This is a genomic window from Actinomycetospora chibensis (assembly GCF_028737215.1).
In the GTDB taxonomy this organism is placed as follows: Bacteria; Actinomycetota; Actinomycetes; order Mycobacteriales; family Pseudonocardiaceae; genus Actinomycetospora; species Actinomycetospora chibensis.
In genome coordinates, this window is sequence record NZ_JAQZAM010000001.1 from 177,044 (window position 1) to 202,843 (window position 25,800).

Consider the following 25,800-nt stretch of genomic DNA (forward strand, 5'->3'; position numbering starts at 1 on the left):
CCCTCAGGCGCTCCGCGTCAGCGAGTGCTCCACGAGCGTGATCAGCACGTCGGTGCACGACGCGTCGTCGCGGGCGTCGACGTAGCGGATCGGGCAGCGCGCCGGCACGGCGAGGGCGTCGCGCACCACATCGACGTCGACGCCGTCGGTGCCCGGGAACGAATTGAGGGCGACGACGAACGGCAGCCCGCGGTTCTCGAAGTAGTCGATCGCCGCGAAGGAGTCGTCGATACGCCGCAGGTCGACGAGCACGACGGCACCCACCGCGCCGCGGGCGAGCTCGTCCCACATGAACCAGAACCGCGACTGGCCCGGCGTCCCGAACAGGTAGAGCACGAGCGAGTCGTCGACGGTGACGCGGCCGAAGTCCATGGCCACCGTGGTCGTCGTCTTCTCCGGCACGATCGAGGTGTCGTCGACGCCGTCGGACAGGCTGGTCATCTGCTGCTCGGTCGACAGCGGCGGCACCTCGGACAGCGCCGCGACCAGCGTCGTCTTCCCGACGCCGAAGCCGCCCGCGATGAGGATTTTGAGCGGGAGCAGGTCGCGCGCCTCGCGGGTGGCGGTCCCCCCGGCGCTCACCCTGCGGTCACCGGGCTCGGAGTCCATCGAGCAGCCTCTCCAGGAGTTCACGGCGGGGACGGCCGTCGGGCCCGACCAGCGGCAGGTGGACGGCGAGGTGGTCCTCGGCGGCGAGGTCACTGACGAGCACGCGGGCCACGCCGATCGGGACGTCGAGCAGCGCGCCGATCTCGGCGAGCGACTGGGGCACCGTGCTGGCCTCGACGATCGCGCGAGACTCGGGCGGGAGACCGGGCGCCTTGGCGAGACCCGTGTCGGTGGCCGTTACCAGCGCCTCGATCGGCATGTCGGTCCCGGCCGTCGACCGGGTCCGACCCGCGGTGAACGCGTAGTTGGGGACGACCCGGCCGCCGTCGGCGTGCGCACGCTGGCGACGGTCCACGGTCACGGTGCGATCGGGTCCTGGGCCCGGGCCGAGCGCGCCGCGCCGGGGGTGAGGGCGTGCCCGACCCGCGAGGCGAGCATGGTCATCTCGTAGCCGACGAGGCCCATGTCGGCCGTGCGGTCTGTGACCACGGCCAACGTCGAACCGAGGCTGATCGAGGTCGCGAACAGGTAGCCACCCGCCATCTCGACGATCGTCTGCGCGACCGGCTCCGACTCGAGCAGCGTCGCCGTGCCCCGCGCGAGGCTCACGAGCCCGGAGACGGCGGCGCACAGCTGGTCCGCCAGGTGCTGGTCGACCCCGTCGCTCACCGCGAGGCGCAGCCCGTCGGCGGAGACGACGAGGACGTGCCGCACCCCCGGCGTCCCGCCGGCGAAGTCCGAGAGGAGCCAGTCCAGCCCGCTGTCGGTCGGTGCACTCACGTCTGCCTCCCGGAGGTGGTCCCGCGGTGCGGGTCGTGATCGTTCGCGGTGGACCCGTTCACGTCGGCGGGGGCGCCGATCGCGGACCGGGCCGCGGCGCGGCTGGCCTGATAGGCCGACAGGGCGTCCATGGCGTTCCGCCCGGCCCCGGTACCCGGCGTTTCGCCCGGCGGCATGGCCGGGCTCGCGGCGGTCGCCGCCGGGATGCCCGGCGTCACCGCCACGGCCGGCTCCGGGGGCCGCCGGATGAGCTCGGGGGCCAGGTGGCTCTGCGGGCGGCGGCGGGCGAGGACGAGCCCGTTCGGACCGACGACGGACGGGGCCTCCTCGTCGGACCGTCGTGGCGCCGGGGCCGTGCCGGCCGTCTCCGGCGCCTCGGTGCCGGCGTGGCGCCTGCCTCCACCCTTCGGATCGACGACCGGGGCGGAGGTCGGGTCGGGGGCCGCCGGGGGCGGCACGACGATCGGGTGGATGAGACCCCGCCGGCCCGCACCGGTCGGGCGGCCGGCGGCGGCGGGCATCTCCTCCACCGTGGCGTGCCCGTCGGCCCCGTCGGCGGGCGCGGCCTTCGTGACGGCCTCGGCCTTCCCCTCGGCCTTGGCCTCTGCCGTCACCGGGGCGTCCGACGCCGCGGGGGTGTCGGAGGGCCGGCCACCCTCCCGGTCGGACCCGGGCGCCGCGTGCGCTCCCCGGCGTGCGGGACCGTCCCCGGGCTCCGGATCCGTGCCCTCGGCCCCGTGGGCCCCGTTCGTCCGTCGCTCGCCGGGCCAGGCGTGCCGGCCGTCGATGGCGATCGGGCCCGACACCGGGGCCTCGTGGGCCGGGCGGTCGTTCCCGTTGTCGCCGGACCCGCGGCGCGGCGCGGGCACCGCCGAGGCGGGCACCCGCTCGAGGCCCCGCATCCCCTGGTCGCCGACCGTCGGCACCGTCGGGGAGGTCTCGGCGAAGAGGGGAGCCGGGACGACGAGGACCGCGGTCACCCCGCACCCGGGGGTCGGGGTCAGCGACACCTCGATCCCGTGGCGCTCGGCCAGCCGGGCCACGACGTGGAAGCCGAGCCGCCGCGCCGCGTCCGAGACGTCGACGTCCTTGGGGTTGGACAGCAGCTCGTTGGCTGCGTCGAGCTCGACCGGCGGCATCCCGATGCCGGTGTCCTCGATGATCAGCAGGTGGGAGCCCGGCGCCCGCAGGTGGGGCCGGCTCTGGATCGACACCGTGGCCGTCGGCGGCGAGTAGCGCGCGGCGTTCTCGACCAGCTCGGCGATCATGTGCGTGAGGTCGGCGACGGTGCTGCCGACGATGCGGGGCCGTTCGTCGACGGCCAGCGTGACGCGGTCGAGGTCCTCCGTCTCGGCCACCCCGGCCCGGACGACGTCGCGCAGCGCCACCGGCGCCGACCACACCCGGGCCGGCTGCTCTCCGGAGAGCACCAGCAGGCTCTCGGCGTTGCGCCGGACGCGGGTCGCGAGGTGGTCGAGCCGGAACAAATCGGCCAGCGCGTCGGGGTCGCGCTCGCGCTCCTCGAGATCGTTGATGATGTCGAGCTGACGATGGAACATGCTCTGGTTGCGTCGCGCCAGGTTCAGCAGCAGTTCCGAGGTGAATCTCTGCTGGCGCACCTGCGCGTCGTGCAGTTCGGTCGCCAGCTCCGCCCGCCGCCGTTGCTCGTCCTCGGTGAGCTTGCAGAAGATGGCCACACCGAGGCACGCGAGGAGCACCGCGGCGCCGTGGATCATCGACCACACCCACGGCGAGTGCTGCGCCGCGTGGTGGTTGAACATCAGCGACGGCACCAGCAGCGAACCGAGGCCGTGGCTCAGCGTCGTGAAGGCGATGTTGAAGACGAACGGCGCCCAGTGCTGGTACAGCGTCAGGAAACCGATGATCACGAAGAACGAGAAGTGCGCCTCGATCGACCCGCCGGAGAGGATCACGAGCCCGACGCAGCACGACGACAGGCCCGCGGTGACCCACAGCGAGCCCGCCAGTCGGCCCTTCGAGAACCAGCCCGCGGCCGCCGTGACCAGCGGGACCAGGGCGATCACGGTCGTCAGCGCCGGCGGGTTGCCGACGACGAGACCGAAGATCAGCAGGACAGGCGTCTGCGCGATCAGGACCGACAGGAGGAAATGGTGGCGCCGCAGCCATGCCGCGTCGTCGACCATGTCCCCGCGAGGGAGGTAGTCCAGGACACGGACCATCCGGCGTTTCACCGTCCTACTCCGGAGGCGGATGACGAACGCGCGGAACCGTACACGCGCCGTTGACCATTCCTGCGGGGAGAACCGGGGAAAGGGGTGCCATCGCACCGACCGGTCGCCCACGGTTTCACACACCGCATTCGCAGGTGTGTCCGTGGCATCCGGACGCCGACGTCGCCCAGCGCCGTTCGGCGCGCCACCGCTGAGCCGACCGGGCGTGTTCACGAACGCCGACAGGTCGTGGAAAAAGCGTCCGAAAGAGTCCGTGCGTGCGCCTCCCGTGGTCCGAGCGGCGTCAGGGGCAGAATCGTCCCGAGCCGTCCGGTCCCCCTCCTTCGACCGGTCGGAGCACGCCGAGGCTAGCCGGATGCTCCGGAGGCGGCGGAGGAACACGTTGGGTGACAGCTCATACGCCCTTCGCTGTCACTGACCGGGATTCCGGTCGGTTTCTCCCGACGCCGCTCGGGGTGCACCGGGCGGCCGCAGGCCGGCGGGGTCGGTGAGGTCCGGCGGGACCTCGTCCGGGCGCCGGGTGCCCCAGGCGCTGGTGGCCAGCGCGCGGTAGGCCTCGGCGAGACCCTCGGCGAGCGCGGGCGGCAGCCCGGCGGCCTCCTGCGTCGCGGCGATCTCGGTCATCTCGTCGACGAAGCGCCACGCCTTGGTGGCCGCGACCGCCGCGGAGGCGACGCCCGCGTCGGGGAAGTCGAGGCGGACGTCGGCGAGCACCTCGTCCAGCACACCGTGGGCCTCGGCGGTCACGAACGCCTGCGCGAGCAGTGCCTGGTACCCCTTGCGCACCGAGGCGGTGCACATCTTGGCGGCGCTCGCCGCGCCGACCGGCCCGTCGAGGACGATCCAGCGCACACCCGGCGCGCCCAGGGCCGCGACGTCCCCGGCGCGGGGTCCGGACAGGAACACACGGGTCGGGGTGGGCGTGTCCGGGCGCGGCGGCGGACCCGAGATCGCGCCGTCGACGAGGTCGCCCGGCAGGCGCTCGGCGACGGCGCGGACGGTGTGCGGGGCGACGGCGTCCATCTCGACGGTCAGGGGCCGGGCGCCGGTGGCCTCGCACGCCGCGGCGAGGGCGTCGCCGGCCGCGCGGGCCGCGCCGGGCGGGACGACGAGCAGGACCACGTGGACGGCGCGCACCAGGTCGCCGAGCCCGCCCGCGTCCTCGAACACGCCGTCGGCGCGGGCGACGGTGTCCCTCGAGCGCCCCGCGAGGCTCGTCAGCACCCGGTGGCCGCCCTCGGCCAGGCACCGCCCGAGGGCCGTGCCCATCGCGCCAGGGGCGACGAGCCCGACGGTGGTCATGCCCGAGATGATCCCGCTGATCATCCCGCCGCGCGCTCGGCCTCCGGGACCCGGCCGGCACGGGCCGGGACGAACCGGATGGCGTCGTCGTCGACCCGGCTGCGGCGCAGCGCCACCGCGTCGATCGCGTAGTTCATCGCGAGACGCCATGGCGCGCGGGTGCCCTGCTTCGGCAGCTCGTCGATGGAGCGCTGGACGTAGCCGGCGCCGAAGTCCAGGAACGGCGCCTCCTCGACGTCCGGGTCCCGCTCGGGTACCGCCACGCCGAGCCCGTGGTCGCGCAGGTGGCGCAGGAGCCGGACGACGTACTCGGCGACGAGATCGACCTTGAGCGTCCAGGACGCGTTGGTGTAGCCGATCATGTACACGAGGTTCGGCACACCGCTGAGCATCATGCCCTTGTAGGCCATGGTGTCGGGGAGGTGCACCGGCTCGCCGTCGACGACGACCTCGGCGCCGCCGAACATCTGCAGGTTCAGCCCGGTCGCGGTGACGACGATGTCGGCCTCGAGCTCCTTTCCCGAGGCGAGGCGGATGCCGCCCTCGGTGAAGGTCTCGATGGTGTCGGTGACGATGTCGGCGTGCCCGGAGCGCACGGCGCGGAAGAGGTCGCCGTCCGGGACCATGCACATCCGCTGGTCCCACGGGTCGTAGCGCGGGTTGAAGTGGGTGTCGACGTCGTAGCCCGCGGGGAGAGCCGCCTGCGTCGCCCTGCGCAGCAGGCCGCGCACGAACCGCGGGAAGCGCTGGCTGATCTGGTAGAGCGCGATGATCTGGGCGATGTTCTTGGTGCGCGTCAGCGGGTCGGCGACCGACCGCGGGAGCCACCGCGACAGCACCTCGGCCACGGGGTCGGTCCGCCCGATCGAGAGCACGTAGCTCGGCGAGCGCTGCAGCATCGTGACGTGGGCGGCCCCACCGTCGCCACTGCCCTGTCCCTCGAGCATCGCCGGCACCAGCGTCACCGCCGTTGCGCCGCTGCCGATGACGACGACCCGCTTGCCGGCGTAGTCCGTCTCGGGGTCCCAGAGCTGGGGGTGGACGACCGTGCCGCCGAAGCGGTCGAGGCCGGGTAGATCCGGCGTGTAGCCCTGGTCGTAGCGGTAGTAGCCCGAGCACATGAGCAGGAACGAGCAGGTCAGCGGCTCCTGGCCGGGCAGCTGGAGCGTCCAACGCTGGGCGTCGGAGTCCCACGACGCCCGCGTGAGGCGGTGGCCGTAGCGGATCTTCTCGTCGACCCCGTACTCCTGCGCGGTGTCGCGCACGTACTCCAGGATCGAGGGCCCGTCGGCCAGGGCGGTCGCGCTGCTCCAGAGCCGGAACCGGTACCCCAGCGTGTGCATGTCGGAGTCCGACCGGATGCCCGGGTAGCGGAAGAGGCTCCAGGTGCCACCCAGGTCCTCGCGGGCCTCGAGCACCGCGTACCGGGTGCCCGGCAGATCGCGCTCGAGGTGGCAGGCCGTCCCGATGCCGGACAGACCCGCGCCGACGATGACCACGTCGAGGTGCTCGGTACTCACGCGTACCACCGTAGCGGGCGGTACGCGCCGGTACCAGCCGGCGGGCCCGCCGTCACACCCTGATGGTCAGTGCGCCGCCTGGTCCCACGACCGGCCGAAGCCGACCGAGACCTCGAGGGGGACGTCGAGCTCGAACGCTGCGCCCATCTCGCGGCGCACGAGCTCGGTGACCGCCTCCTTCTCGTCCCGCGCGACCTCGAGCACCAGCTCGTCGTGCACCTGCAGCAGGATCCGCGAGCGCAGCCCGGACTCGCGCAGCGCCTGGTGCACCCCGAGCATCGCGACCTTGATGATGTCGGCGGCGCTGCCCTGGATCGGGGCGTTGAGGGCCATCCGCTCGGCCATCTCGCGACGCTGGCGGTTGTCGCTGGTGAGGTCGGCCAGGTAGCGGCGCCGGCCCAGGATCGAGCTGGTGTAGCCGTCCTTGCGGGCCTGGTCGACCACCTGCCGCAGGTAGTCGCGCACGCCGCCGAAACGGGTGAAGTACTCCTCCATCAGCTCCTTGGCCTCGTCGGTGGAGATCCGGAGCTGGGCGGAGAGCCCGTAGGCGGACAGGCCGTAGGCGAGGCCGTAGTTCATCGCCTTGATCTTGGCGCGCTGCGCGGACGACACCTCGTCCTCGGCCACCCCGAACACGCGCGCGGCGGTGACGGAGTGGAAGTCGTAGCCCGACTGGAACGCCTCGATCAGCGCTTCGTCCCGCGAGAGGTGCGCCATGATGCGCATCTCGATCTGCGAGTAGTCGACGGTCATGAGCTCGTCGAACTCGCCGTTTGCGGAGTCGGACCCGACGACGAACGTGTCCCGGATGCGGCGGCCCTCGGCCGTGCGCACCGGGATGTTCTGCAGGTTCGGCTCGGTGGAGGAGAGCCGGCCGGTGCGCGCGATCGTCTGGTTGAACGTCGTGTGGATGCGCCCGTCGTCGGAGAGCGCGTCGAGCAGCCCCTTGACCGTCACCCGCAGGCGCGTGGCGTCGCGGTGCTCGAGCAGGTGCTCGAGGAACGGGTGCGGGTTCGACTCGTTCAGCGTCTGCAGCGCGTCCGCGTCGGTGGTGTAGCCCGTCTTGGTGCGCTTCGTCTTCGGCATCTCGAGCTCGTCGAACAGCACCACCTGGAGCTGCTTCGGCGACCCGAGGTTGATCTCCTTGCCGATGACGTCGTACGCGGACTGCGCCGCGGCCTGCACGCGCGCCCCGAACTGCGACTCGAGATCGTGCAGCGCGCTGACGTCGACCGCGATGCCGGCGGCCTCGAGGTCGGCCAGCACCGCCAGCAGGGGAAGCTCGAGCTCGGTGAGCAGGGCGGTGCCGCCGAGCTCGGCGAGGTCCTCGTCGAGCTTCTCGGCGAGGTCGGTGACGGCGCGGGCGCGCAGCATCTCGGCCTGCGCGAGCGCCGTGTCGGCCTCCTCCTCGCCGCCGTCGAGCGTGAGCTGGTCGCCGGCGTCGCCGCTCTCCTCGACCCGCAGCTCGCGGCGCAGGTAGCGCAGCGCGAGGTCGGCGAGGTCGAAGCTGCGCTCGCCGGGCCGGGCGAGGTAGGCGGCGAGGGCGGTGTCGCTGGTGACGCCCTGGAGCGCCCAGCCGCGCGCCCGCACCGCGTGGCTCGGACCCTTGATCTCGTGGCCCGCCTTCGGAAGGGCGGGATCGGCCAGCCAGCCGGCGAGGGCCGACTCGTCGTTCTCGTCGAGCGTGCGCACGTCGACGAACGCGCTCTCGCCGTCGGCCGCGGCGAGCGCGATGCCCTCGAGGTCGCCCGCGCCGTGGGCCCACGTGCCGCGGAAGGAGAGGCCGGTGCGCGAGCCGTCGCGGGCGTGGTCGTCCAGCCAGTCGGACACCGCGCCGGGCTCGAGGGCGGCGCCGCGGACCTCGAAGCCCTCGTCGGCCTCCGGGAGCGCGGCCGTGAGCGTGGAGAACAGCCGCTCGCGCAGGACCCGGAACTCGAGCTGGTCGAACAGCTGGTGCACGGCATCGCGGTCCCACTGGCGGACCTCGAGGTCGTGGGGGCCCGCGCCGATGCCCTCGACGTCGCGGACGAGCTCGGTGAGCTGGCGGTTGAGCACCACGGAGGACAGGTTCTCGCGCAGCGCGTCGCCGGCCTTGCCGCGGACCTCGTCCACGCGGTCGACCAGCGCGTCGAGGGACCCGAACTCGCGGACCCACTTCTGCGCCGTCTTCTCCCCCACCCCCGGGATGCTCGGGAGGTTGTCGCTCGGGTCGCCCCGCAGGGCCGCGAAGTCGGGGTACTGCTCGGGCGTGAGGGTGTAGCGCTCCATGACCTGCTCGGGCGTGTACCGCACGAGATCGGACACGCCCTTGCGCGGATAGAGCACCGTGACCTCGGGGCTGACCAGCTGGAACGCGTCGCGGTCGCCCGTACAGATGGACACGCTCATGCCCTCGGCCACGGCCTGCGTGGTGAGCGTGGCGATGACGTCGTCGGCCTCGTAGCCCTCGACCGCGAGCACCGGGATCGCGAGCACCCGCAGGATGTCCTTGATGAGGTCGATCTGGCCGCGGAACTCGTCGGGCGTCGCGGACCGGTTGGCCTTGTAGGCCGCGAACGTCTCGGCCCGGAAGGTCTGCCGCGAGACGTCGAAAGCCACCGCGACGTGCGTCGGCTCCTCGTCGCGCAGCAGGTTGATGAGCATGGACGTGAAGCCGTAGACGGCGTTCGTCGTCTGGCCCGTCGTGGTGCTGAAGTTCTCCGTCGGCAGGGCGAAGAACGCCCGATAGGCCAACGAGTGCCCGTCGAGCAGCAGCAGGCGACCGCGCCCGCCCGCCGGTGCGTCCGGGACGGTCTCGGGTTGGGTCGCAGTGCCGGTCGGAGCCACGCCACGAGTCTAGGGGCGAGGTCCGACACACCCCGGGCGCCCGGGGAGCCGCACACGACCGACCGCCCTACCCTGCGGGGGTGACCAGCTCCCCGGCCCCCGAGTCCGCCGCGGTGCCCGAGATCGAGGTCCAGTACCCCGACGAGCAGCTCGCCGCCCGGATGGGCATCGAGATCACCGAGTGGACCAAGGAGCGGGTGGTGGGCACCATGCCCGTTGCCGGCAACCGCCAGCCCTTCGGCCTGCTGCACGGCGGCGCGAACGGCGTGCTCGCCGAGACCCTGGGCTCCACCGCCGCCGCGATGCACGGCTGGCCCGAGCGTCTCCCCGTCGGCCTCGAGCTCTCCTGCACCCACCACCGCTCGGCCCTCGACGGCCTGGTCACCGGCGTCTGCACGCCGCTGTCGGTGGGCCGCACGATCGGCACGTTCGAGATCGTGATCTCCGACTCCGAGGACCGCCGCGTCTGCACCGCCAAGCTCACCTGCGTCTACCGCTCGCGGCCGCCGGGCTCGACGGGCTGATCCCGGCGATCCGGGGTCGTCGCCCCTGGTCAGCGGGCCGCGAGCGCGCTGCAATGGGGAGATGGCCCGCCCCTGTCCCGTCGGCCCGATCATCGGCCGGGACGCCGAGTGCGACCTGCTGCGCGGCCGGGTCGGGGCGCTGACCGACGGTGTCGGCGGCGCGGTCCTGCTCACCGGCGAGGCCGGGATCGGGAAGTCGCGGCTGCTCGCTGAGGTCGCCGACGGCGCCCGCGCCCGCGGGCTCCCGGTGCTGCGCGGCCGCGCCGTGCCCGGCGGTGGGGCGTACCGACCCCTCGCCGAGGCCCTCGCGCCGCCGCTGCGCGCCGGGCCGCTCCCGGAGACGCCGCGGCTGCGGCCGTTCCGGACGGCGCTCGCGCGCCTGGTCCCGGGCGCGGTGGACGGTCCCGTCGACCCGCCGGCCGGACCCGGCGCCGATCCCGCCGTCGTCCTCGGCGAAGGGGTCCTCGCGCTGCTCGCCGAGCTCCACGGCGCCCGGGGCGCCGTGCTCGTGCTCGACGACCTGCACTGGGCCGACGCCGACACCCTCGACCTCCTGCACTACCTGGCCGGCACCGTCGACGCGGGCCCGGTGCTGCTCGCCCTGGCCACGCGGGACGACGAGGACCACCGCGGCGTCGCCGCCCTCGCCGCCCATCCGGACGTCGCCGTCCTCGCGCTGGACCGGCTCGGCGCCGACGCGGTGGCCGCCCTCGCGAGCACCCGGGCGAGGTCGCCCGGCGATCTCCGGGAGCTCCTCGCCCGCTCCGAGGGCCTGCCCTTCCTCGTCGAGGAACTGCTCGGCGCCGGGCCCGACGCCGTGCCCCCGAGCTGGGCGGGGCTCGTCGCCCGACGGTTGGGGGCCCTGCCCGACGGGGCCCGCGCGGTGGTCGACGCCGCGGCCGTCGCCCCCGGCGACCCCGACCACCGGCTGCTCGCCGACGCCACCGGCGTCGACGAGGCCGGGGTGCTCGCGGCGCTGCGGGCGGCGGTGGCCGTGGGCCTGCTGGCCTCCGCCGAGGGGCGCCTCGCCTGGCGCCACGCCCTGACCCGCGACGCGGTGCTCGCGGCCCTCCTGCCGCCCGACCGCGCGGCCGTGGCCGGCCGGCTCGCGGCGGCGCTGGAGGCGCGGGACTCCCCCGGCGACCGGGAGGCGGCCGCCGCGGGCTTCGCCGAGGCCGGCGACCACCGGCGGGCGACGACCCTGCTCGTCGACCTCGCGCGCCACGACGCCGACCGGGGCGCCCTGGGCCACGCCGAGGAGCTGCTCGTCCGGGCCGGGGAGCTGGGCGCGGAGCCCGGTCGCGTGGCGGCCGAGCGGGTGCGGGTGCTCGGCCTGCGCGGCCGGGCGGCCGAGGCGCTGACGGTCGGCGGGGCGGCCCTGGAGTCGGGCGAGGTCGTCGGCGACGAGCACGCGGAGCTCTGCCTGCGCCTCGCCCGGGCCGCGGTGCTCGGCGGGCGCTGGGCCGAGTCCGAGCAGTGGATCGCGCGCGCCGGCCGTCCCGACGACCCCCGCTCGCTCGTGCTCGCCGCCGACGCCGCGTTCGGGGCCGGCGACACCGCCGTCGCCACGGTGCGCGCCCGGGCGGCCGTGGCGGCCGCGGAGGCGGGCTCCGGCAGCGACGAGACGCTCATCGAGGCGCTGCTGGTCCTCGGCCGCTGCTCCCTGACCGACGACGACCTCGACGGCACGGCGATCGCGGAGCGTGCGGCGCGGATCGCCGGTGAGCACGGGCTGACGCCCTGGCGGGTCGAGGCGCTCTTCGCGCTGGGCGCGCGACGCCTCAGCACCGGCGACGTCCACGCGACGGACCTCGCCCGGGCCCGGGATCTGGCCGAACGGCACGGGATGCTCGCCCAGGCCGCGCAGTGCGACCTGCTGCGCGCGGACGCCGCGCTGCACCTCCACGGTCCGCGGGCGGCGCTCGCGATCGGGCGTCCGGCCATCGAGCGGCTGGGGCGCCTGCACCTCACCTCCCTGCAGGGCATGGCCGAGCTGTTCGCGGGCGCGGCCGCCGCCCTCGCCGGCGAACGGGCGGAGGCCGACGCCCTGCAGGCCGCCGGGCTCTCCCGCGCGGACGTGTCCCCGGAGGTCGCCGTGCTCGGACCGCTCGTGCCGGCGCTGGCCGCGCTCCTCGCCCACGACCTGCCCCGGTCCGCCGAGCTCCTCGACCGCGCCGTCCCCGCCGCCCTGGAGCACCGCAGCGCGGCCCCGCTCGCCTTCTACGGTCTCTGGCCACTCCTGCGGACCGCCGTCGGAGGCGGCGACGCCGAGGCCGCCCGCGACCGGGTGCGCGGGCACCACATGCTGATGGCGCGCCCCAACGCCGGCATGCTCGGCTACGCCGACGCGATCGCCGCCGGGCGGGCGGGGCGCGGTACGCGGGCGGAGACCCTCGCCGCCGAGGCGGCGGCCTTCCTCGACGACACGCCCTGGTGGCACCGCCTCGTGCGCACCGTCGTCCTCGACGCCGCCGTGCGCGACGGCTGGGGCGATCCGGTGCCCGCGCTGCGCGCCGACCTCGCGGTGCACGAGCAGTGCGACGACCCCGGCGCCCGGGCGCTCGCCCGCACGTGCCGCGACCTGCTGCGGGCCGCCGGCGCGCCCACCCGGACGTCGCGCTCCGCCGACCCCGTGCCCCCGGACCTGCGGCGGCTCGGCGTCACCGCACGGGAGGCCGAGGTGCTCCGGCTCGTCGTCGACCACCGGAGCAACGCCGACATCGCGGCGCGCCTGCACCTCTCGACGCGCACCGTCGAGTCCCACGTCGCCCGGCTGCTGGCCAAGACCGGGACGAGCGACCGTGCCGGGCTACGGACCTGGGCCGACCGCGGGCCGTTGATTCCGTAGTCGGTACGGATCCGCGCCGACCCCCGTGACGCGACGCTCGACGTCATGAGCCACCACAGCGACACCCACGTCCTCGTCGTCGGCGCCGGCCCCGCGGGCCTCGCGACCGCCCTGTCCGCCGCCCGGCACGGCGCCCGGGTGCTGGTCGTCGAACGGCATCGGAGCACCTCGATCCATCCGCGGGCCTCCGGCCTGAGCACCCGCACCATGGAGATCTTCCGGACGTGGGGCGTCGCCGACGCCGTGCGCGCCGCGGGCTCGGTGATCCTCGCCCGCGCCTCGGCCGGGGCGACCCTCGCGGACCCCGACCTCGCCGAGAGCTCGATCGGCTATCCCCTGCCCCGCGAGGCCCTCGCCGTCAGCCCGACGTTCCCGGCCTGCTGCGCCCAGGACCTCCTGGAGCCGATCCTGCTCGCAGCGGTGCGCCGCGCGGGCGTCGACGTCCGGTTCGACACCGAGCTCACCGACCTCGCCGTCGACGACAGCGGCGCGTGGGCGCGGGTCCACGACCGGGTCACGGGCGCGACGACGACGGTGGCGAGCCGTTTCGTCGTGGGTGCGGACGGCCCGCGCAGCCGCGTGCGCACCGCGCTGGGCATCGGCACCGAGCACCTCGGCGGGATCGGGCGCCACATCCAGCTGCTGTTCCGGGCCGACCTCTCCGCCGTGGTCGGCGAGTGGCAGCACGCGCTCTACATCGTGTCCCACCCGGAGGCCGCGGGGCTGTTCATCGCCTTCGGCGGCGACCGCTGGGGCTACGCCCGCCCCTGCCCCACCGACGACGACATCCCCGACGACGCGCAGTGGCTGACGCTCCTCCGGACGGCGTCCGGGATCGCGGACCTGGCGCCCGAGCTGCTCGGCACCGCGGTGTTCGACCTGGAGGCCGAGCTCGCCACCACGAGCCGGGCCGGTGCGGCGTTCCTCGTCGGCGACGCGGCGCACCGGATGACCCCGGTCGGCGGGGTCGGCCTCAACACCGCCGTCCAGGACGGCCACAACCTCGGCTGGAAGCTCGCCTGGGCCGCCCAGGGCCGGGCCGGCGAGCCGCTGCTGGCGAGCTACGCGCCCGAGCGCACACCCATCGGCGAGCGCCGGGCCCGGCGCTCGGTCCGCCCCGGCGAGCCCGACCCGGCCGACGGGCTCCTCGGCGACCTCGGGGCCGGCTACACCTCCCCCGTGCTCGCCGGCCACGCGCCCGCCCTGATCGACCCCGACGCCCTGGCCGCGGAGTCCGGCGAGCGGGCCCCGCACGTGTGGGTCCACGTCCACGGCCGGCGGTGCTCGACCCTCGACCTGTGGGACGGGCGCCTGACCCTGATCACCGCCGACGCGTCCTGGCGCGCGGCCGCCGAGGACCTGTCCCTCGCCGCCCCGGACCTCGCGAGCGCCCGGGTGACCAGCGCCTACCGGCTCGGCGACGGCGGCGCGGTGCTCGTGCGACCCGACGGCTACGTCGCCTGGCGGGCGGACGTCCCCGTCGCCGACCCGGTCGGAGCGCTCGCCGACGCCGTCGACCTCGCCCTCGGGCTCGCCGCTCGGGGAACGAACGGCGACTTCGTGCCGCGGGAAGCAGCGAACCCGCCGTTCGTTCCGACAGCCGGCGAGCCTCAGCTCACGCCGAGGTAGGCGTCCTGGATCGTGGAGTCGGCGAGGAGCTCCGCGCCGGTGCCGGAGCGGGTCACCTCGCCGGTCTCCATGACGTAGGCGAAGTGCGCCAGGCCCAGGGCCTGCTTCGCGTTCTGCTCGACGAGCAGGACGGTGGTGCCCTCGGCGTTGATCTCAGTGATCACGCGGAAGATCTGGGCGATGAACTGCGGCGCGAGGCCCATCGACGGCTCGTCGAGCAGCAGCAGGCGGGGCTTCGCCATGAGCGCGCGGCCCATGGCGAGCATCTGCTGCTCGCCGCCCGAGAGCGTGCCACCGGCCTGGGAGCGCCGTTCGGCGAGCCGCGGGAAGATCTCGTACACGCGCTCGAGGTCGGCCGCGAACTGCGGGGTGCGCCGGTCCGAGCGCAGGTAGGCGCCCATGTCGATGTTCTCGGCGACCGTCATGCCCGGGAAGATCCCGCGCCCCTCGGGCACCTGGCTGATACCGCGGGCCACGCGCAGGTCGGCGCGGACGGAGTTCAGGTCCTCACCGTCGAAGCGCATCGACCCCGACTGCAGGCCGAGGATCCCCGAGATCGCCTTCATGGTGGTCGTCTTGCCCGCGCCGTTCGCCCCGATCAGCGAGACGATCTGGCCCTCCTCGACGCGCAGGGTGATCCCGCGCAGGGCCTGGATGCGCCCGTAGGCGACGTGGACGTCCTCCAGCTCGAGCAGGCTCACGGGGCGGACTCCTCATCGAGGTCGCCGCCCAGGTACGCCGCGACGACCGCGGGGTCCCTGCGGACCTCGTCGGGGATCCCGTCGGCGATCTTGCGGCCGAAGTCGAGCACGACGAGACGGTCGGTCACGCCGAGGACGACGCGCATGTCGTGCTCGACGATGACGACCGTGTACCCGTCGTCGCGGATCTTGAGGATGAGCTCGGAGAGCGCATCCTTCTCGCTGGCCGAGAACCCGGCGGCGGGCTCGTCGAGGCAGAGCAGCTTCGGCTCGGTGGCCAGGGCCCGGGCGATCTCGAGCCGGCGCTGGTAGCCGTAGGGCAGCGCCGTCGCCTTGTCCGCCGCGCGGTCGGCGATGCCGACGAACTCCAGCAGCGCCATGGCCTTCTCGACGGCCTCGCGCTCCTCGCGGCGGTGGCGGGGCAGACGCAGCAGCGCCCCCGGCACCGACGTGCGGTGCCGTGCGTCGGTGCCGACCACGACGTTCTCCAGCGCCGTCATCGCCCCGAACAGCCGGATGTTCTGGAACGTCCGGGCGACGCCGGTCTGGATGATCTTGTAGCGCTTCATCCGCGCCAGCGACCTGCCCTCGAGGAGGATGTCGCCCGAGGTCGGCCGGTAGACGCCCGTCATGATGTTGAAGCAGGTGGTCTTGCCGGCGCCGTTCGGGCCGATCAGCCCGAGGATCTCGCCGCGGCGGACGTCGAAGCTGACGTCGTCGAGGGCCGTCAGGCCCCCGAACCGCACCGTCAGCCCGTCCACCGCGAGCAGGGTCTCGCCCTTCGCGACGCTGAAATCGCGCTCCGGCGCGACCGAGGCCGACACCGCCGCGTCGTGCTCCGCGCGCTCGGCGGCGTCCATGTGCTCGAGGGACTCGAGGAGCCCCTCCTCGCTCGGGGGCGTGTCGAGCGACGTGTCGGTGGACGACGGCTCGCTCATTCCCCACCTCCCCGCGGCGAGGTTCCGGCATGGTCGTCGGGCACCGTCTCCGGCAGGTCGCCCCGCGCCTTGCTCGACGGTGTCAACCCGCTCGGTGCCACGGCCGCCCCCGCCCCGAACAACTTCTGGTACGCCTGTCTGCCGTTGGCCAGCAGGTGCTGGCGCATCCCGAGCAGACCCTGCGGGCGGAAGATCATCAGGACGATGAGGGCGACGCCGAAGATCAGGAAGCGGTAGGTCGGCTCGAACTGGAAGCGGTCGGGGATGTACGAGACGAGGAACGCCCCGAGGATCACGCCGACCTTGTTGCCCTGCCCGCCGAGCACCACCGCGGCGAGGTACAACGTCGACGTCGTGATGTCGAAGCGCTGGTTGTTGACGTAGCCGACCTGGGCGGCGAACAACGTGCCCGACAGACCGCCGACCGCCGCGCCGATCGCGAAGGCCCAGATCTTGAACCGGTAGGTCGGGACGCCGGAGAGCTCCGCGGCGTCCTCGTCCTCGCGGACGGCGATCCACGCGCGACCCACGCGCGAGCGCTCGAGGTTCCCCATGAACAGCAGGACGATCACGATGATCATGACCGCGAGCCAGTAGAAGCCGAGGGCGTCGGTCTGCGAGAAGATCGGGGTGCCGTCGGGGAAGTCGCCGCCGGGACGCGCGATGTTCTGGAAGCCGCGGTTGCCGCGCAGCGGGTCGACGTTGTCGGCGAGCAGCCGGACGATCTCCCCGAAGCCGAGCGTGACGATTGCCAGGTAGTCGCCGCGCAGCCGCAGGGTCGGCGTCCCGAGGATGACCCCCGAGACCATCGTGACCACCATCGCGATCGGCACGATGACCAGCCACGGGTAGCGCACACCCAGCTCGGAGTCCGGGCTGGACAGCAGCGCCGCGGTGTACGCGCCGATGGCGAAGAAGCCGACGTAGCCGAGGTCGAGCAGGCCCGCCTGGCCGATGACGACGTTGAGCCCGATCGCGATGAGCGCGAACACCGCCGCGTTGAACAGCGAGATCGGGAAGTCGGTGTAGGGCTCGGTCGTGATGATCGGTGGGTTGAGCACCGGCAGCGCGAGCAGGAAGAGCACGACCGGGACCATGTAGCCCCACTGCGCCGGCCTGCTCTTCGCGTTCCACCAGTGCGAGACCCCTGCCATCCGTTCCCTCATGCCCGGGACCTCGCCAACGACTCGCCGAGGATGCCCGTCGGCCGGAACATCAGGATGAGCACCAGGAGCACGAACGCGACGACGTCGCGCCAGTCGCCGCCGAAGAGGCTCTGCCCGTAGTTCTCGACGACGCCGAGGATCAGCCCGCCGAGCAGAGCGCCCCGCAGGTTGCCGATGCCGCCCAGCACGGCCGCGGTGAAGGCCTTGATGCCCAGCAGGAAGCCGCCGTTGTAGACCGCGCCCTGGGGGATCGTCATGAGGTAGAAGAGCGCCGCGACGCCGGCGAGGATGCCGCCGACGGCAAAAGTGATCATGATGACCCGCTCGCGGTTGACGCCCATCAGCGTCGCCGTCGCCGGGTCCTGCGCCACGGCTCGGATGCCGCGTCCGAGACGGCTGCGGTTCACGAACTGGTCGGCGACGACGAACATCGCGAGCGACGCCAGGATGATGACGATCTGCAGGTTCGTGATCGGCGCGCCGAAGATCGTGAAGACCGGCGAGGGCGGCAGCAGGCGGATCGTGCCCTCGGGGTTCGACCCCCGCCAGATGCGGATGACCTGCTGGATGGCGAACGAGGCGCCGATGGCGGTGATGAGGAACGCGAGGCGCGGCGCGTTGCGCCGTCGCAGGGGTCGGTAGGCCACCCGTTCCAGGCCGACGGCGGCGAGGCCGGACACCGCCATCGCCACGAGCCCGGCGAGGATCAGGTCGAGGATGATCGCCGCGAGCGGCAGGTTCGGGATCGCGCCGGGCTCGAAGCCGAGGCCGAGGAACGTCAGGTAGACCGCGAACACCCCGATCACGAAGATCTCGGAGTGCGCGAAGTTGATCAGCTGGAGCACGCCGTAGACGAGCGTGTAGCCCAGGGCGATGAGCGCGTAGACGCTGCCGTAGGCGAGCCCGTTGATCGTGTTCGCCCAGAAGCGGTCGGCCAGCAGACCGACGTCGAAGTTGATCCAGGGCTCGGCGTGCACGACCAGCGGTGCGGCGTGCGCCACGGCCAGGTCGAGAACGGAAGTCGGGATGACGCGCTCCCGGGTGCGTCGGGCGCCCGCCGGGGCGGGCACGGAGGGGTGCCGGTAGGGCAGTGTCGAGCACCGTGGCGTGAGCCGTCACAGGGGGTGCCCGGGGGGGCCGACACCCGACGGCCGCGCCCCCGCGCGACGCTGCGCGGGGACGCGGCCGAGGGCGCCGGACGGGTCGGTCAGATCTGGCTGTCCGTGACGATCGTGTTGCCCTGGACGCGGTACATCCAGACCGGCGTGTTCGTCAGCTCGCCGGTGGGGCTCCACTGGAAGAACTTCGTGAGGCCCTGGCCCTGGTAGTTGCGGACGTGGTTGAGCAGGCCGGCCCGGTCCGCGATGCCCTGGTCCAGACCGCGCAGCAGGATCGTCGTGGCGTCGTACGACTCCGCCGAGTAGGTCTGCGGCGGGACACCGAAGGCCGCACGGTAGGCGTTCGTGAAGTCGGTGAAGCCCTCCTGCGGCACGCATGGGCAGGACAGCAGCGTGCCGTCGGCCGAGCCGGCCGCGTTGACGACGTACTGCTCGTCCTTCACGCCGTCGGGGCCGATGAAGGTCGTCTGCACACCGGCATCACGCAGCTGCTGGATCAGCGGCGCGGCCTCCTGGTAGTAGCCCGAGTAGAAGATCGCCTGCGGGGCGGCCTGCTGGACCTGGCCGATGATGGCCGAGAACTCGCGCTGGTTGGTCTTCACGTCGATCTGGCAGCCGGCTGCCGGGCCGAGCACCTGGCTGACCTGGGTGGCCAGGCCGATGCCGTAGTCCGAGTCGTCCTTGATGACGCACACGTTCTGGGCGTTGAGCCGCTGCTGCATGTAGCGGGCGACCGCCGGCCCCTGGACGGCGTCGTTGCCGAGGCCGCGGAAGAAGTTCGTCCACCCGTTCTGTGTGAGGGCCGGGTTGGTGGCCGACGGGGTGATGTTGACGATGCCGGCCGCGTTGAGGGCCGGGCCGACCGCCCGGGACTCGCCGGAGAACGGCAGGCCCACGATGCCGAGGACCGCCGGGTTGTTGATCAGCGCGGTGGTGGGACCGACCGCGGTGTCGGGCGTGCCGCCGGTGTCGGCGCGGACCAGCGTCACCTGGCAGTTCGGGTTGGCCGCGTTGTGCTGGTCGACCGCGAGCTGCGCGGCGTTGACGATGGCGATGCCGAGCGCGGCGTTCTGGCCCGCGATGGTGCCGGCGTAGCCGATCGACGTCCCGGGAGCGCAGCGCCCCTGGCCGTTGCCCGCGGGCAGCACGGCATTGGTGGGCTGGGAAGGTGCCCCGGCCGCCGGACCGCCGCCCTGCTGCTCGCCTCCCCCCTGGTTGGCGCAGCCGCTGAGGACCAGCGCCACCGCTGCCGCGAGCGCACCCACGGCTGCGATCCGTCGTCGGATCACGTCCACCTCCGTCACAGTTCGCGTCGGGTCCGCTGATCACGCTCGCCCGGTCGGGTGTGGAAGGTATAGGCGTGCGAGGTCTCGGGCGCAAGCGCCTGCGCCGTCGTATCCGGACCGTAACGTCCGGACCGGTACAGAGATCCGTTTCGTGCCCGTCGCGGGACAGGGCCGGGTGGCTCAGTCAGCAGGGCCGACGACCGCCCACCGCCCCTGCTGGACGCGGTACACGGTCACCGCATCGGTGCTGACGTCCCCGAAACGGTCGAACGACAGCGGCCCCGTGATGCCGTCGCCGTGGAACCCCTGCACCGCGCGCACGATCTCGGGGCGCAGCGTCGGCGTCCACTCGCCGTCCTCGGCGAGGCTGCGCACGGCGGAGTCGACGAGGACGTTCGCCGCGTCGTACGTGAACGCCCCGTACGAGCCGATGCTCTCCGGATAGCCCGCCCGGCGATACGCCTCGACGAACTCGCGCGCGGCCGGCAGCGTCTCCGGCGGGGGGCCGACGGAGGTGCCGAGGTCGCCCTCGCGACCACCCGCCGTGACGTAGCCGGGGTTGACGACACCGTCGCCGCCCATCACCGGCACGCTCACGCCCCCGGCGGCGAGCGCCGCCGACAGCGGGCCGCCCTCCGGGTACTCGCCGCCGTAGAACACGGCGTCGGGCCGGGCGGCGGCCACGCTCGAGACGACCTGGGCCTGCGGTGTGCCCTGCGGCGCGCGGACGCGCGCGACGACCTGGCCGCCCTGGGTCGCCAGCTGCTTGGCGAACTCTTCGGCGATGCCGTCGCCGTAGGTCTTGCCGTCGGACACCACCGCGACGCGCCGCTTGTTCTCGGTGCGCGAGAGGTAGGTGGCCGCGGCCGGACCTTGGACGGCGTCGGTCGCGACGGTGCGGAAGAAGGTCTGGTACTGCCGCAGGGGCGCGGTCACGGCGTTGGCGCCGCGGGTCAGGCTCGTCGCGGTGCTGCCCGGGGAGATCTGGACGACGCCGGCCTCGCCGAGGACGGGCTGCACGGTCTGGGCGACCGACGAATTGAACGGACCGAGGACGCCGATCAGGGACGGGTCGCGCGCGAGCGTCGCCGCCGCGGCGGCTCCGACCTGGGGGTCCGCCCGGTCGTCCTGGCTCTGCACGGCCAGGTGGTAGCCCGGCACCGCGCACCGGGCGTTGGCCTGGTTGATCGCGACGTCCGCCGAGTTCTTCATCCCGAGCCCGACCGACGCCAGCTCACCCGACAGCGGCGCGATGAGCCCGACGACCAGCGTGCCCCGGCTGGTGTCGCAGTCGCCGCCGTCGCCCGACGAGCCGCCCGATCCCCCGCAACCCGCGACCACCAGCGCGAGTGTCGCGACGACCGCCGCGAGGGTCCCGACCCGACGTCGTCGCGCGCCCACTCGCCTCAACCCCTGCCGTGTCCGACCTCGATGCGTGGCGGGAGTCCACGGTAGGTCACAGCCGGGCGACGGCCACGACGGGGACCGTCACGACTCATCCGTGCTGCTCAGCGCGCCGCGACCCGAGCAGGTGACGCCTGGTCACCCACAGGCCGCACTCACGCTCGGTGACGTCAGCCGAAGGTCTCGACGACGGCGTCGGCGACCGCCCGCATCGTGGTGCGACGGTCCATCGCGGTGCGCTGGATCCAGCGGAAGGCGTCGGGCTCGGTCATCTTCTTCTTGGCCATCAGCAGGCCCTTGGCGCGCTCGACGGCCTTGCGGGTCTCGAGACGGTCGGTGAGACCCGCGACCTCGGCCTCGAGCGCGGCGACCTCGGCGTACCGTGACGCTGCCAGCTCGATCGCCGGGACCACGTCGGTCTTGGAGAAGGGCTTGACCAGGTAGGCCATCGCGCCGGCGTCGCGTGCGGACTCGACGAGCTCGCGCTGGCTGAACGCCGTGAGCATCACGACGGGGGCGAGGCGCTCCCCGGCGATCGTCCGCGCGGCCTCGAGCCCGTCGGTGCCGGGCATCTTGATGTCCATCATGATCAGGTTCGGGCGGAGCTCGCGGGCGAGGCGCACGGCCTCCTCGCCGTCGCCGGCCTCGCCGACGACGTCGTACCCCTCCTCGCGCAGCATCTCCACGAGGTCGAGACGGATGAGCGCCTCGTCCTCGGCGACGACCACCCGCAGTCCACCGGGCGCGGCCTCGGCCTCCGGAGCGGCGGCGGCCTCGATGTCGGTCTCGGTGACGATGTCGGCCGACTGGCTCATGTGCGGCTCCCTCTCGATGCGCGTCGTCGCGCCACCCCAGCACGCGCGACGCTGCGTCGACCCCGGGCGGCGGTCCCGCCCGCCGGTCCGGCTCGGGGCCGTGACGACCGGTTCGGGCAGGCCGTTTCGATTCAGGGACGATACCTCCACTACGGTGTCGTACCGACGGTGACGCTTTTCTCCTGTGGATGCCGTAACACGCCCCCGTAGCCCAATCGGCAGAGGCAGCGGACTCAAAATCCGTCCGGTGTGGGTTCGAGTCCCACCGGGGGCACTCGTCCTTGCAGGTCAGCGCCTCGACGGGTGGCACGGAGCCTGGGTCGCTCGCGGCCGATTCGGGACCGGCGGCACGCCGCGGGCGCCGTAGCCCTGGCGCGGCGGGACGACGAGCACGCGACGGCCGCCCTCGCGCATCCCGGAGATGCCGAGCTCGAAGCCGACGATCACGCCCTTCAGCGGGAACACTCGACGGGCGTGCCGCCGCGGCCCCACGACAGGTCGAACTCGCCGGAGTCCGAGACGCGGATGCCCGGTACTGACGAGATCGGTGATGTCGAGGTCGTTCGGCAGGGTGTCGGGGTGACTGCCGCGCCTGGAGCGCGGGTCAGGTCGTCGGGCTTGGCCACGGTGACTGCCTACCTGGACCCCACGGCACTAGCGTGACCACCATGTGCCGCCTGTTCGCCCTGCATGCGGGACCCCATGACGTGCCCGCGGAGTTCTGGCTGCTCAGCGCGCCGGACTCGTTCGCCGCGCAGAGCGAGCGCAACGCCGAGGGGTTCGGCATCGCAGCGCTGAGCACCCGCGACGGGCTGCTGCTCGTGCGCAACCCGGTGAAGGCGGGCGACGACGCGATGTACCGACAGGTCTCCCAGCGCGTGCGGGCCAGCCAGCTGCTGGCCCACCTGCGCTACGCGAGCACCGGCGCGGTCTCGCTGCCCAATACGCATCCCTTCGTGATCGACAACCGGATCTTCGCCCACAACGGCGTCGTCGGCGACCTCCCCGAACTCGAGCGCCGGATCGGTCCCTCGATAGCCATGGTCGGCGGCGACACCGACAGCGAGCGGTTCTTCGCGTTCCTGACCTTGGCCGTGCGCGACGCCGGTGGCGACGTCAAAGCCGGCATCGTCGCCGCGGTGCACGAGCTCGCCCGCGAGATCGAGCTCTACAGCCTCAACTTCGTGCTGGGCGCGAACGGGCACCTCTGGGCGTTCCGCTACCCGGAGCACAACCCCTTGTGGATGCTCCACCGCGCGCCCTCCGACGAGGCGCTGGTCCACGACGACGCCGCGGGCACGTTGCACATGCACTCCGACGCGGCCGTGGACCACCCGGTCGTCGTGATCGCCAGCGAGCGGATGGACGCCCGGCCGGGCTGGGAGGAGGTCGCGGTGGGCGAACTGGTGCACATCGGCCCTGACCTCACCGTCGAGCGTGAGGTGATCATCGCCGAGCCGCCGTCGAAGCCGATGGTGCTCTCCGGCCACGCGGCACGCACGCAGTCCTACGAACGCGACTGATACCCGGCGGCGACCAGGTCCTCTTCCGCAGGCGGCCCGTGGTCGCGGCCGAGGGCGAGGCCGACGATCTTACCGACCGTGCGGCGCGCCTTGCCGAACCGCGCCGCCACCCCCCGGGCGGATCGGAGCCCCCGACCACTGCGCCGCACGCCGACCGGAGGAGTGGCTGCCATCCACGTGGCCCAACGGCTGGCTTCACCCCGGATCCTCGACCGAGACCTGCTCGACGATCTCGTGCCCCCGCGGGGCCAACTCGGCCGAGCTTCGGTGACCGACCCTCGCGGCCGCGCCTGCACCGCGTGCGCCCTCATGAAAGTCGAGACCGGCCGTCTCGGTCAGGGGGTTCGCATCTGGCGCCCGTGCACCGCGAGCGCATAGATGACAACGATATCGACGAAGATCACAATGACTGACCAGAAGGGGTACGCGGCCATGAACGCCAGGTTCACCACTGCGCTGAGCGCCGCGAGGCCGATCCCGACCACTCGGGCCCAAGTCTGGCCGGTCATGACCCCGAGGCCCGTCGCGACCAAGACGAGGCCGATCACCAGATGTAGCCAGCCCCAGGCGTTGTAGTCGACGTTGACCACCAACCCCTCCGGCCCAACGGCGTAGAACCCCCGATGGAGCAGGGCAACGAGTCCTTCGATCCCCTGAAACGTGCCGAGCAGTATCATCATCACGCCGGCGAACGTGATCCAGCCACGCCAGTCGCCAGATCGCTCCCGCGCGTCCGACCACGACGCGTCATTCTGAGGCGGTCCGCTCCTGGTTCGATCCGTGTCGGTCATCTCGCGCTCCTTCGACGGTGCCTGCGGTACCGCACTTTGGGCACCGAGCCCATGATCGACCAGCACCGACAGGGCCCGACTCACCCGCGCAGGATGAGCCCTCGAACCTGGGAGCGGCCGCGGGTCCCGCTCGTCTGCGGCGGCCACCGGTGACTTGAAGGTGGCTCGTGGTCCTAGCGATCTGTGCGGTCCCTTCTTCTGTGCGCGAGGAATGTGTCCGGGACCGATTACAGGACGGGAACGGTCACTTCTGCGATGCGCCAGCAGCGGGTGGCGCACCGTCGGCAGGTGACGACACCGCAGCAGGACGTCAGCTCCGCCGACGACCCCGCTGGACCTGGAGGCGAACCCGGACCCCCGAACTCGCCGGTCGCGCCTGCCCCGGGCCCAGCGCACCTGGGACAACTCGCGTACCGGGGTGTTTGATGCACTAACCGACTTCGACGAGATCACCCTGACCAGCAACCTATGTCACGCGCTGAACACCCGCGGGGTGATCGACCAGGCCATCGGCATCGTCATCGCCCACCAGCAAGGCACCCCCGCCGAGGCGTTCGACGTGCTGCGCAGCATCTCCCAGGCTCGCAACTTTCGCTTGCCGCAAGTCGCCACCGACCTCGTCGAACGCACCGTCACCCACTCCCGACCCCGCGACCTGCGGGACAACGGCCACTGAACCGTCGACTCGTTCGACCCCAGGGACGTCAGCGTTCGTGGATTCTGGCGTCCTCCGGTCTCTGGGTTCGAGACACTGCTGGGGACGGGAGGTGGCGGGATGGGGGTGTCCGAGCGCATCGACACGTTCCAACGGCGGCACCGATGGGCCGCCCTGCCGGTGGCGGTCGGCTACAAGTTCATCGACGACGAGGGCGTGTACCTCGTCGCGATGCTCAGCTACTACGGCTTCGTCTCGCTGTTCCCGCTGTTGCTGCTCGCCGTGACGATCCTCGGCTTCGTGCTGCGTGACGACCCGGCCGCCCAACAGGCGGTGCTGGCCTCCGCGCTGCGAAACATCCCGATCATCGGAGACCAGCTCCGCGCGAACGTGGATTCCCTCGAAGGCAGCGTCACCGCGCTCGGTATCGGGCTCCTGGTGGCGCTCTACGGCGCCCTCGGGGTGACCCATGCGGCGCAGTACACGCTCAACCGGGTCTGGGCGGTACCCAAGGCCGCACGCCCGAGCGTCCAGTCAGCCTACGGCCGCGGACTGCTCATGATCGTCCTGGCCGGGACGGGCATTCTCCTGTCGGCGATCGCGACGATGGCAGCAGAGATCACCGGACTCGGGTGGTTGGTGCAGCTGGGCGGGGTGGCCGTTGCGCTAACGCTGAACATCGGCATGTTCCTGCTCGCCTACCGCCTGCTCGCCGCCCATCCGTTGCCGGTGCAGCGCGTATGGGTTGGCTCGGTGGTGGCCGGGGTGATCTGGCAGCTGATCCTGAACTTCGCGACGTACCTCATCTCCACGAGGTTGCAGGGGGCCAGCGCCAGCTACGGGTTCTTCGGGATCGTGCTCGGCCTCATGGCGTGGATCTACATTGCGATGACCGTGTTCGTCGTGTGCGCCGAGCTCGACGCCGTCCTCGTCCGGCGGCTCTACCCGCGGAGCCTGTTCAGCATCTACCCCGCCGACCGGAACACAACTCCGGCCGACCGCCGCGCCTACGCGTCCTACGCCGAGACCGAACGGCAGAAGGACTACCAGATCGTGGATGTCAGTTTCGATCAGCCCGATCCGTCGGGCGAGGCCGGAAGGGGCCCGGGTTAGGTCGTTCGGCCTCAGATCAGCGCGCCGCGGACCGCATCG

22 protein-coding genes and 1 tRNA gene are annotated in these 25,800 nt (G+C 72.9%); 7 read left to right on the top strand and 16 right to left on the bottom strand.

Annotation, left to right across the window (positions count from 1 at the left end):
- Nucleotides 1-3 precede the first annotated feature (3 nt).
- The 7 genes from PH189_RS00880 to polA form a co-directional block, all read right to left on the bottom strand.
- Nucleotides 4-609 carry a GTP-binding protein gene (locus PH189_RS00880; protein ID WP_378014885.1) on the bottom strand — a complete coding sequence of 202 codons (606 nt, stop codon included), beginning with the start codon at nt 607-609 and terminating at the stop codon, nt 4-6.
- Complete coding sequence (locus PH189_RS00885) at nt 590-970, bottom strand: DUF742 domain-containing protein (protein WP_274186842.1); 381 nt, start codon at nt 968-970, stop codon at nt 590-592. Before PH189_RS00885 ends, PH189_RS00880 begins: the two co-directional genes overlap by 20 nt.
- Nucleotides 967-1,389, bottom strand: coding sequence for a roadblock/LC7 domain-containing protein (locus tag PH189_RS00890; protein ID WP_274186843.1), 423 nt, complete (start codon nt 1,387-1,389; stop codon nt 967-969). The genes PH189_RS00885 and PH189_RS00890 overlap by 4 nt, the downstream gene beginning before the upstream one ends.
- A complete protein-coding gene (locus PH189_RS00895) occupies nt 1,386-3,590 on the bottom strand; it encodes an ATP-binding protein (RefSeq protein WP_274186844.1) in 2,205 nt (734 codons plus the stop codon). Before PH189_RS00895 ends, PH189_RS00890 begins: the two co-directional genes overlap by 4 nt.
- A 423-nt stretch (nt 3,591-4,013) precedes the next feature.
- The gene (locus PH189_RS00900) at nt 4,014-4,904 is read right to left on the bottom strand and encodes an NAD(P)-dependent oxidoreductase (RefSeq protein ID WP_274186845.1); all 891 of its coding nucleotides are present in this window, start codon (nt 4,902-4,904) and stop codon (nt 4,014-4,016) included.
- 20 nt (nt 4,905-4,924) lie between these two features.
- Complete coding sequence (locus PH189_RS00905) at nt 4,925-6,424, bottom strand: flavin-containing monooxygenase (protein WP_274186846.1); 1,500 nt, start codon at nt 6,422-6,424, stop codon at nt 4,925-4,927.
- Between the two features lie 66 nt (nt 6,425-6,490).
- On the bottom strand, nt 6,491-9,250 hold the full coding sequence (gene polA, locus PH189_RS00910) for a DNA polymerase I (RefSeq protein ID WP_378014886.1): 2,760 nt from the start codon (nt 9,248-9,250) through the stop codon (nt 6,491-6,493).
- Nucleotides 9,251-9,330: 80 nt separating this feature from the next.
- Between polA and PH189_RS00915 the strand changes: the two genes are divergently transcribed.
- The 3 genes from PH189_RS00915 to PH189_RS00925 all read left to right on the top strand — a co-directional run bounded on the left by PH189_RS00915 (nt 9,331) and on the right by PH189_RS00925 (nt 14,251).
- A complete protein-coding gene (locus tag PH189_RS00915) occupies nt 9,331-9,774 on the top strand; it encodes a PaaI family thioesterase (RefSeq protein WP_274186847.1) in 444 nt (147 codons plus the stop codon).
- A 61-nt stretch (nt 9,775-9,835) separates the two neighbouring features.
- Nucleotides 9,836-12,622 carry a LuxR family transcriptional regulator gene (locus tag PH189_RS00920; RefSeq protein WP_274186848.1) on the top strand — a complete coding sequence of 929 codons (2,787 nt, stop codon included), beginning with the start codon at nt 9,836-9,838 and terminating at the stop codon, nt 12,620-12,622.
- Nucleotides 12,623-12,667: 45 nt separating this feature from the next.
- Nucleotides 12,668-14,251 (top strand): FAD-dependent monooxygenase, encoded by a 1,584-nt coding sequence (locus PH189_RS00925; RefSeq protein WP_274186849.1) that lies wholly within the window; start codon nt 12,668-12,670, stop codon nt 14,249-14,251.
- Here PH189_RS00925 and PH189_RS00930 read toward each other — a convergent pair.
- The 7 genes from PH189_RS00930 to PH189_RS00960 all read right to left on the bottom strand — a co-directional run bounded on the left by PH189_RS00930 (nt 14,233) and on the right by PH189_RS00960 (nt 21,679).
- Nucleotides 14,233-14,952, bottom strand: a complete 720-nt coding sequence (locus PH189_RS00930) for an ABC transporter ATP-binding protein (protein ID WP_274186850.1) — start codon at nt 14,950-14,952, stop codon at nt 14,233-14,235. The genes PH189_RS00925 and PH189_RS00930 overlap by 19 nt on opposite strands.
- Entirely contained in the window at nt 14,949-15,890 is a 942-nt protein-coding gene (locus PH189_RS00935) for an ABC transporter ATP-binding protein (RefSeq protein ID WP_274186851.1), read from the bottom strand. The genes PH189_RS00930 and PH189_RS00935 overlap by 4 nt, the downstream gene beginning before the upstream one ends.
- On the bottom strand, nt 15,887-17,056 hold the full coding sequence (locus PH189_RS00940; RefSeq protein WP_274186852.1) for a branched-chain amino acid ABC transporter permease: 1,170 nt from the start codon (nt 17,054-17,056) through the stop codon (nt 15,887-15,889). The genes PH189_RS00935 and PH189_RS00940 overlap by 4 nt, the downstream gene beginning before the upstream one ends.
- Nucleotides 17,053-18,039, bottom strand: coding sequence for a branched-chain amino acid ABC transporter permease (locus PH189_RS00945; RefSeq protein WP_274187161.1), 987 nt, complete (start codon nt 18,037-18,039; stop codon nt 17,053-17,055). The genes PH189_RS00940 and PH189_RS00945 overlap by 4 nt, the downstream gene beginning before the upstream one ends.
- A gap of 224 nt (nt 18,040-18,263) precedes the next feature.
- Complete coding sequence (locus tag PH189_RS00950; protein ID WP_274186853.1) at nt 18,264-19,463, bottom strand: branched-chain amino acid ABC transporter substrate-binding protein; 1,200 nt, start codon at nt 19,461-19,463, stop codon at nt 18,264-18,266.
- 177 nt (nt 19,464-19,640) lie between these two features.
- Nucleotides 19,641-20,861 carry a branched-chain amino acid ABC transporter substrate-binding protein gene (locus tag PH189_RS00955; RefSeq protein WP_274186854.1) on the bottom strand — a complete coding sequence of 407 codons (1,221 nt, stop codon included), beginning with the start codon at nt 20,859-20,861 and terminating at the stop codon, nt 19,641-19,643.
- A gap of 173 nt (nt 20,862-21,034) precedes the next feature.
- Nucleotides 21,035-21,679, bottom strand: a complete 645-nt coding sequence (locus tag PH189_RS00960; protein ID WP_274186855.1) for an ANTAR domain-containing response regulator — start codon at nt 21,677-21,679, stop codon at nt 21,035-21,037.
- A gap of 200 nt (nt 21,680-21,879) precedes the next feature.
- On the opposite strand from PH189_RS00960, the gene PH189_RS00965 reads away from it, so the two are divergent.
- Nucleotides 21,880-21,953, top strand: a tRNA-Leu gene (locus PH189_RS00965).
- A 14-nt stretch (nt 21,954-21,967) separates the two neighbouring features.
- Here the strand turns inward: PH189_RS00965 and PH189_RS00970 are convergent.
- A complete protein-coding gene (locus PH189_RS00970) occupies nt 21,968-22,144 on the bottom strand; it encodes an FKBP-type peptidyl-prolyl cis-trans isomerase (RefSeq protein WP_274186856.1) in 177 nt (58 codons plus the stop codon).
- 203 nt (nt 22,145-22,347) lie between these two features.
- On the opposite strand from PH189_RS00970, the gene PH189_RS00975 reads away from it, so the two are divergent.
- On the top strand, nt 22,348-23,202 hold the full coding sequence (locus PH189_RS00975; RefSeq protein WP_274186857.1) for a class II glutamine amidotransferase: 855 nt from the start codon (nt 22,348-22,350) through the stop codon (nt 23,200-23,202).
- Between the two features lie 335 nt (nt 23,203-23,537).
- Here PH189_RS00975 and PH189_RS00980 read toward each other — a convergent pair whose 3' ends face one another.
- Nucleotides 23,538-24,077 (bottom strand): DUF7144 family membrane protein, encoded by a 540-nt coding sequence (locus tag PH189_RS00980; RefSeq protein ID WP_274186858.1) that lies wholly within the window; start codon nt 24,075-24,077, stop codon nt 23,538-23,540.
- A gap of 334 nt (nt 24,078-24,411) precedes the next feature.
- Here PH189_RS00980 and PH189_RS00985 point away from each other — a divergent pair, with 334 nt between their 5' ends.
- Together PH189_RS00985 and PH189_RS00990 are read left to right on the top strand one after the other, a co-directional pair.
- On the top strand, nt 24,412-24,669 hold the full coding sequence (locus tag PH189_RS00985) for an ANTAR domain-containing protein (protein ID WP_274186859.1): 258 nt from the start codon (nt 24,412-24,414) through the stop codon (nt 24,667-24,669).
- A 105-nt stretch (nt 24,670-24,774) separates the two neighbouring features.
- Nucleotides 24,775-25,761 carry a YihY/virulence factor BrkB family protein gene (locus PH189_RS00990; RefSeq protein WP_274186860.1) on the top strand — a complete coding sequence of 329 codons (987 nt, stop codon included), beginning with the start codon at nt 24,775-24,777 and terminating at the stop codon, nt 25,759-25,761.
- The last annotated feature ends 39 nt before the right edge of the window (nt 25,762-25,800 follow it).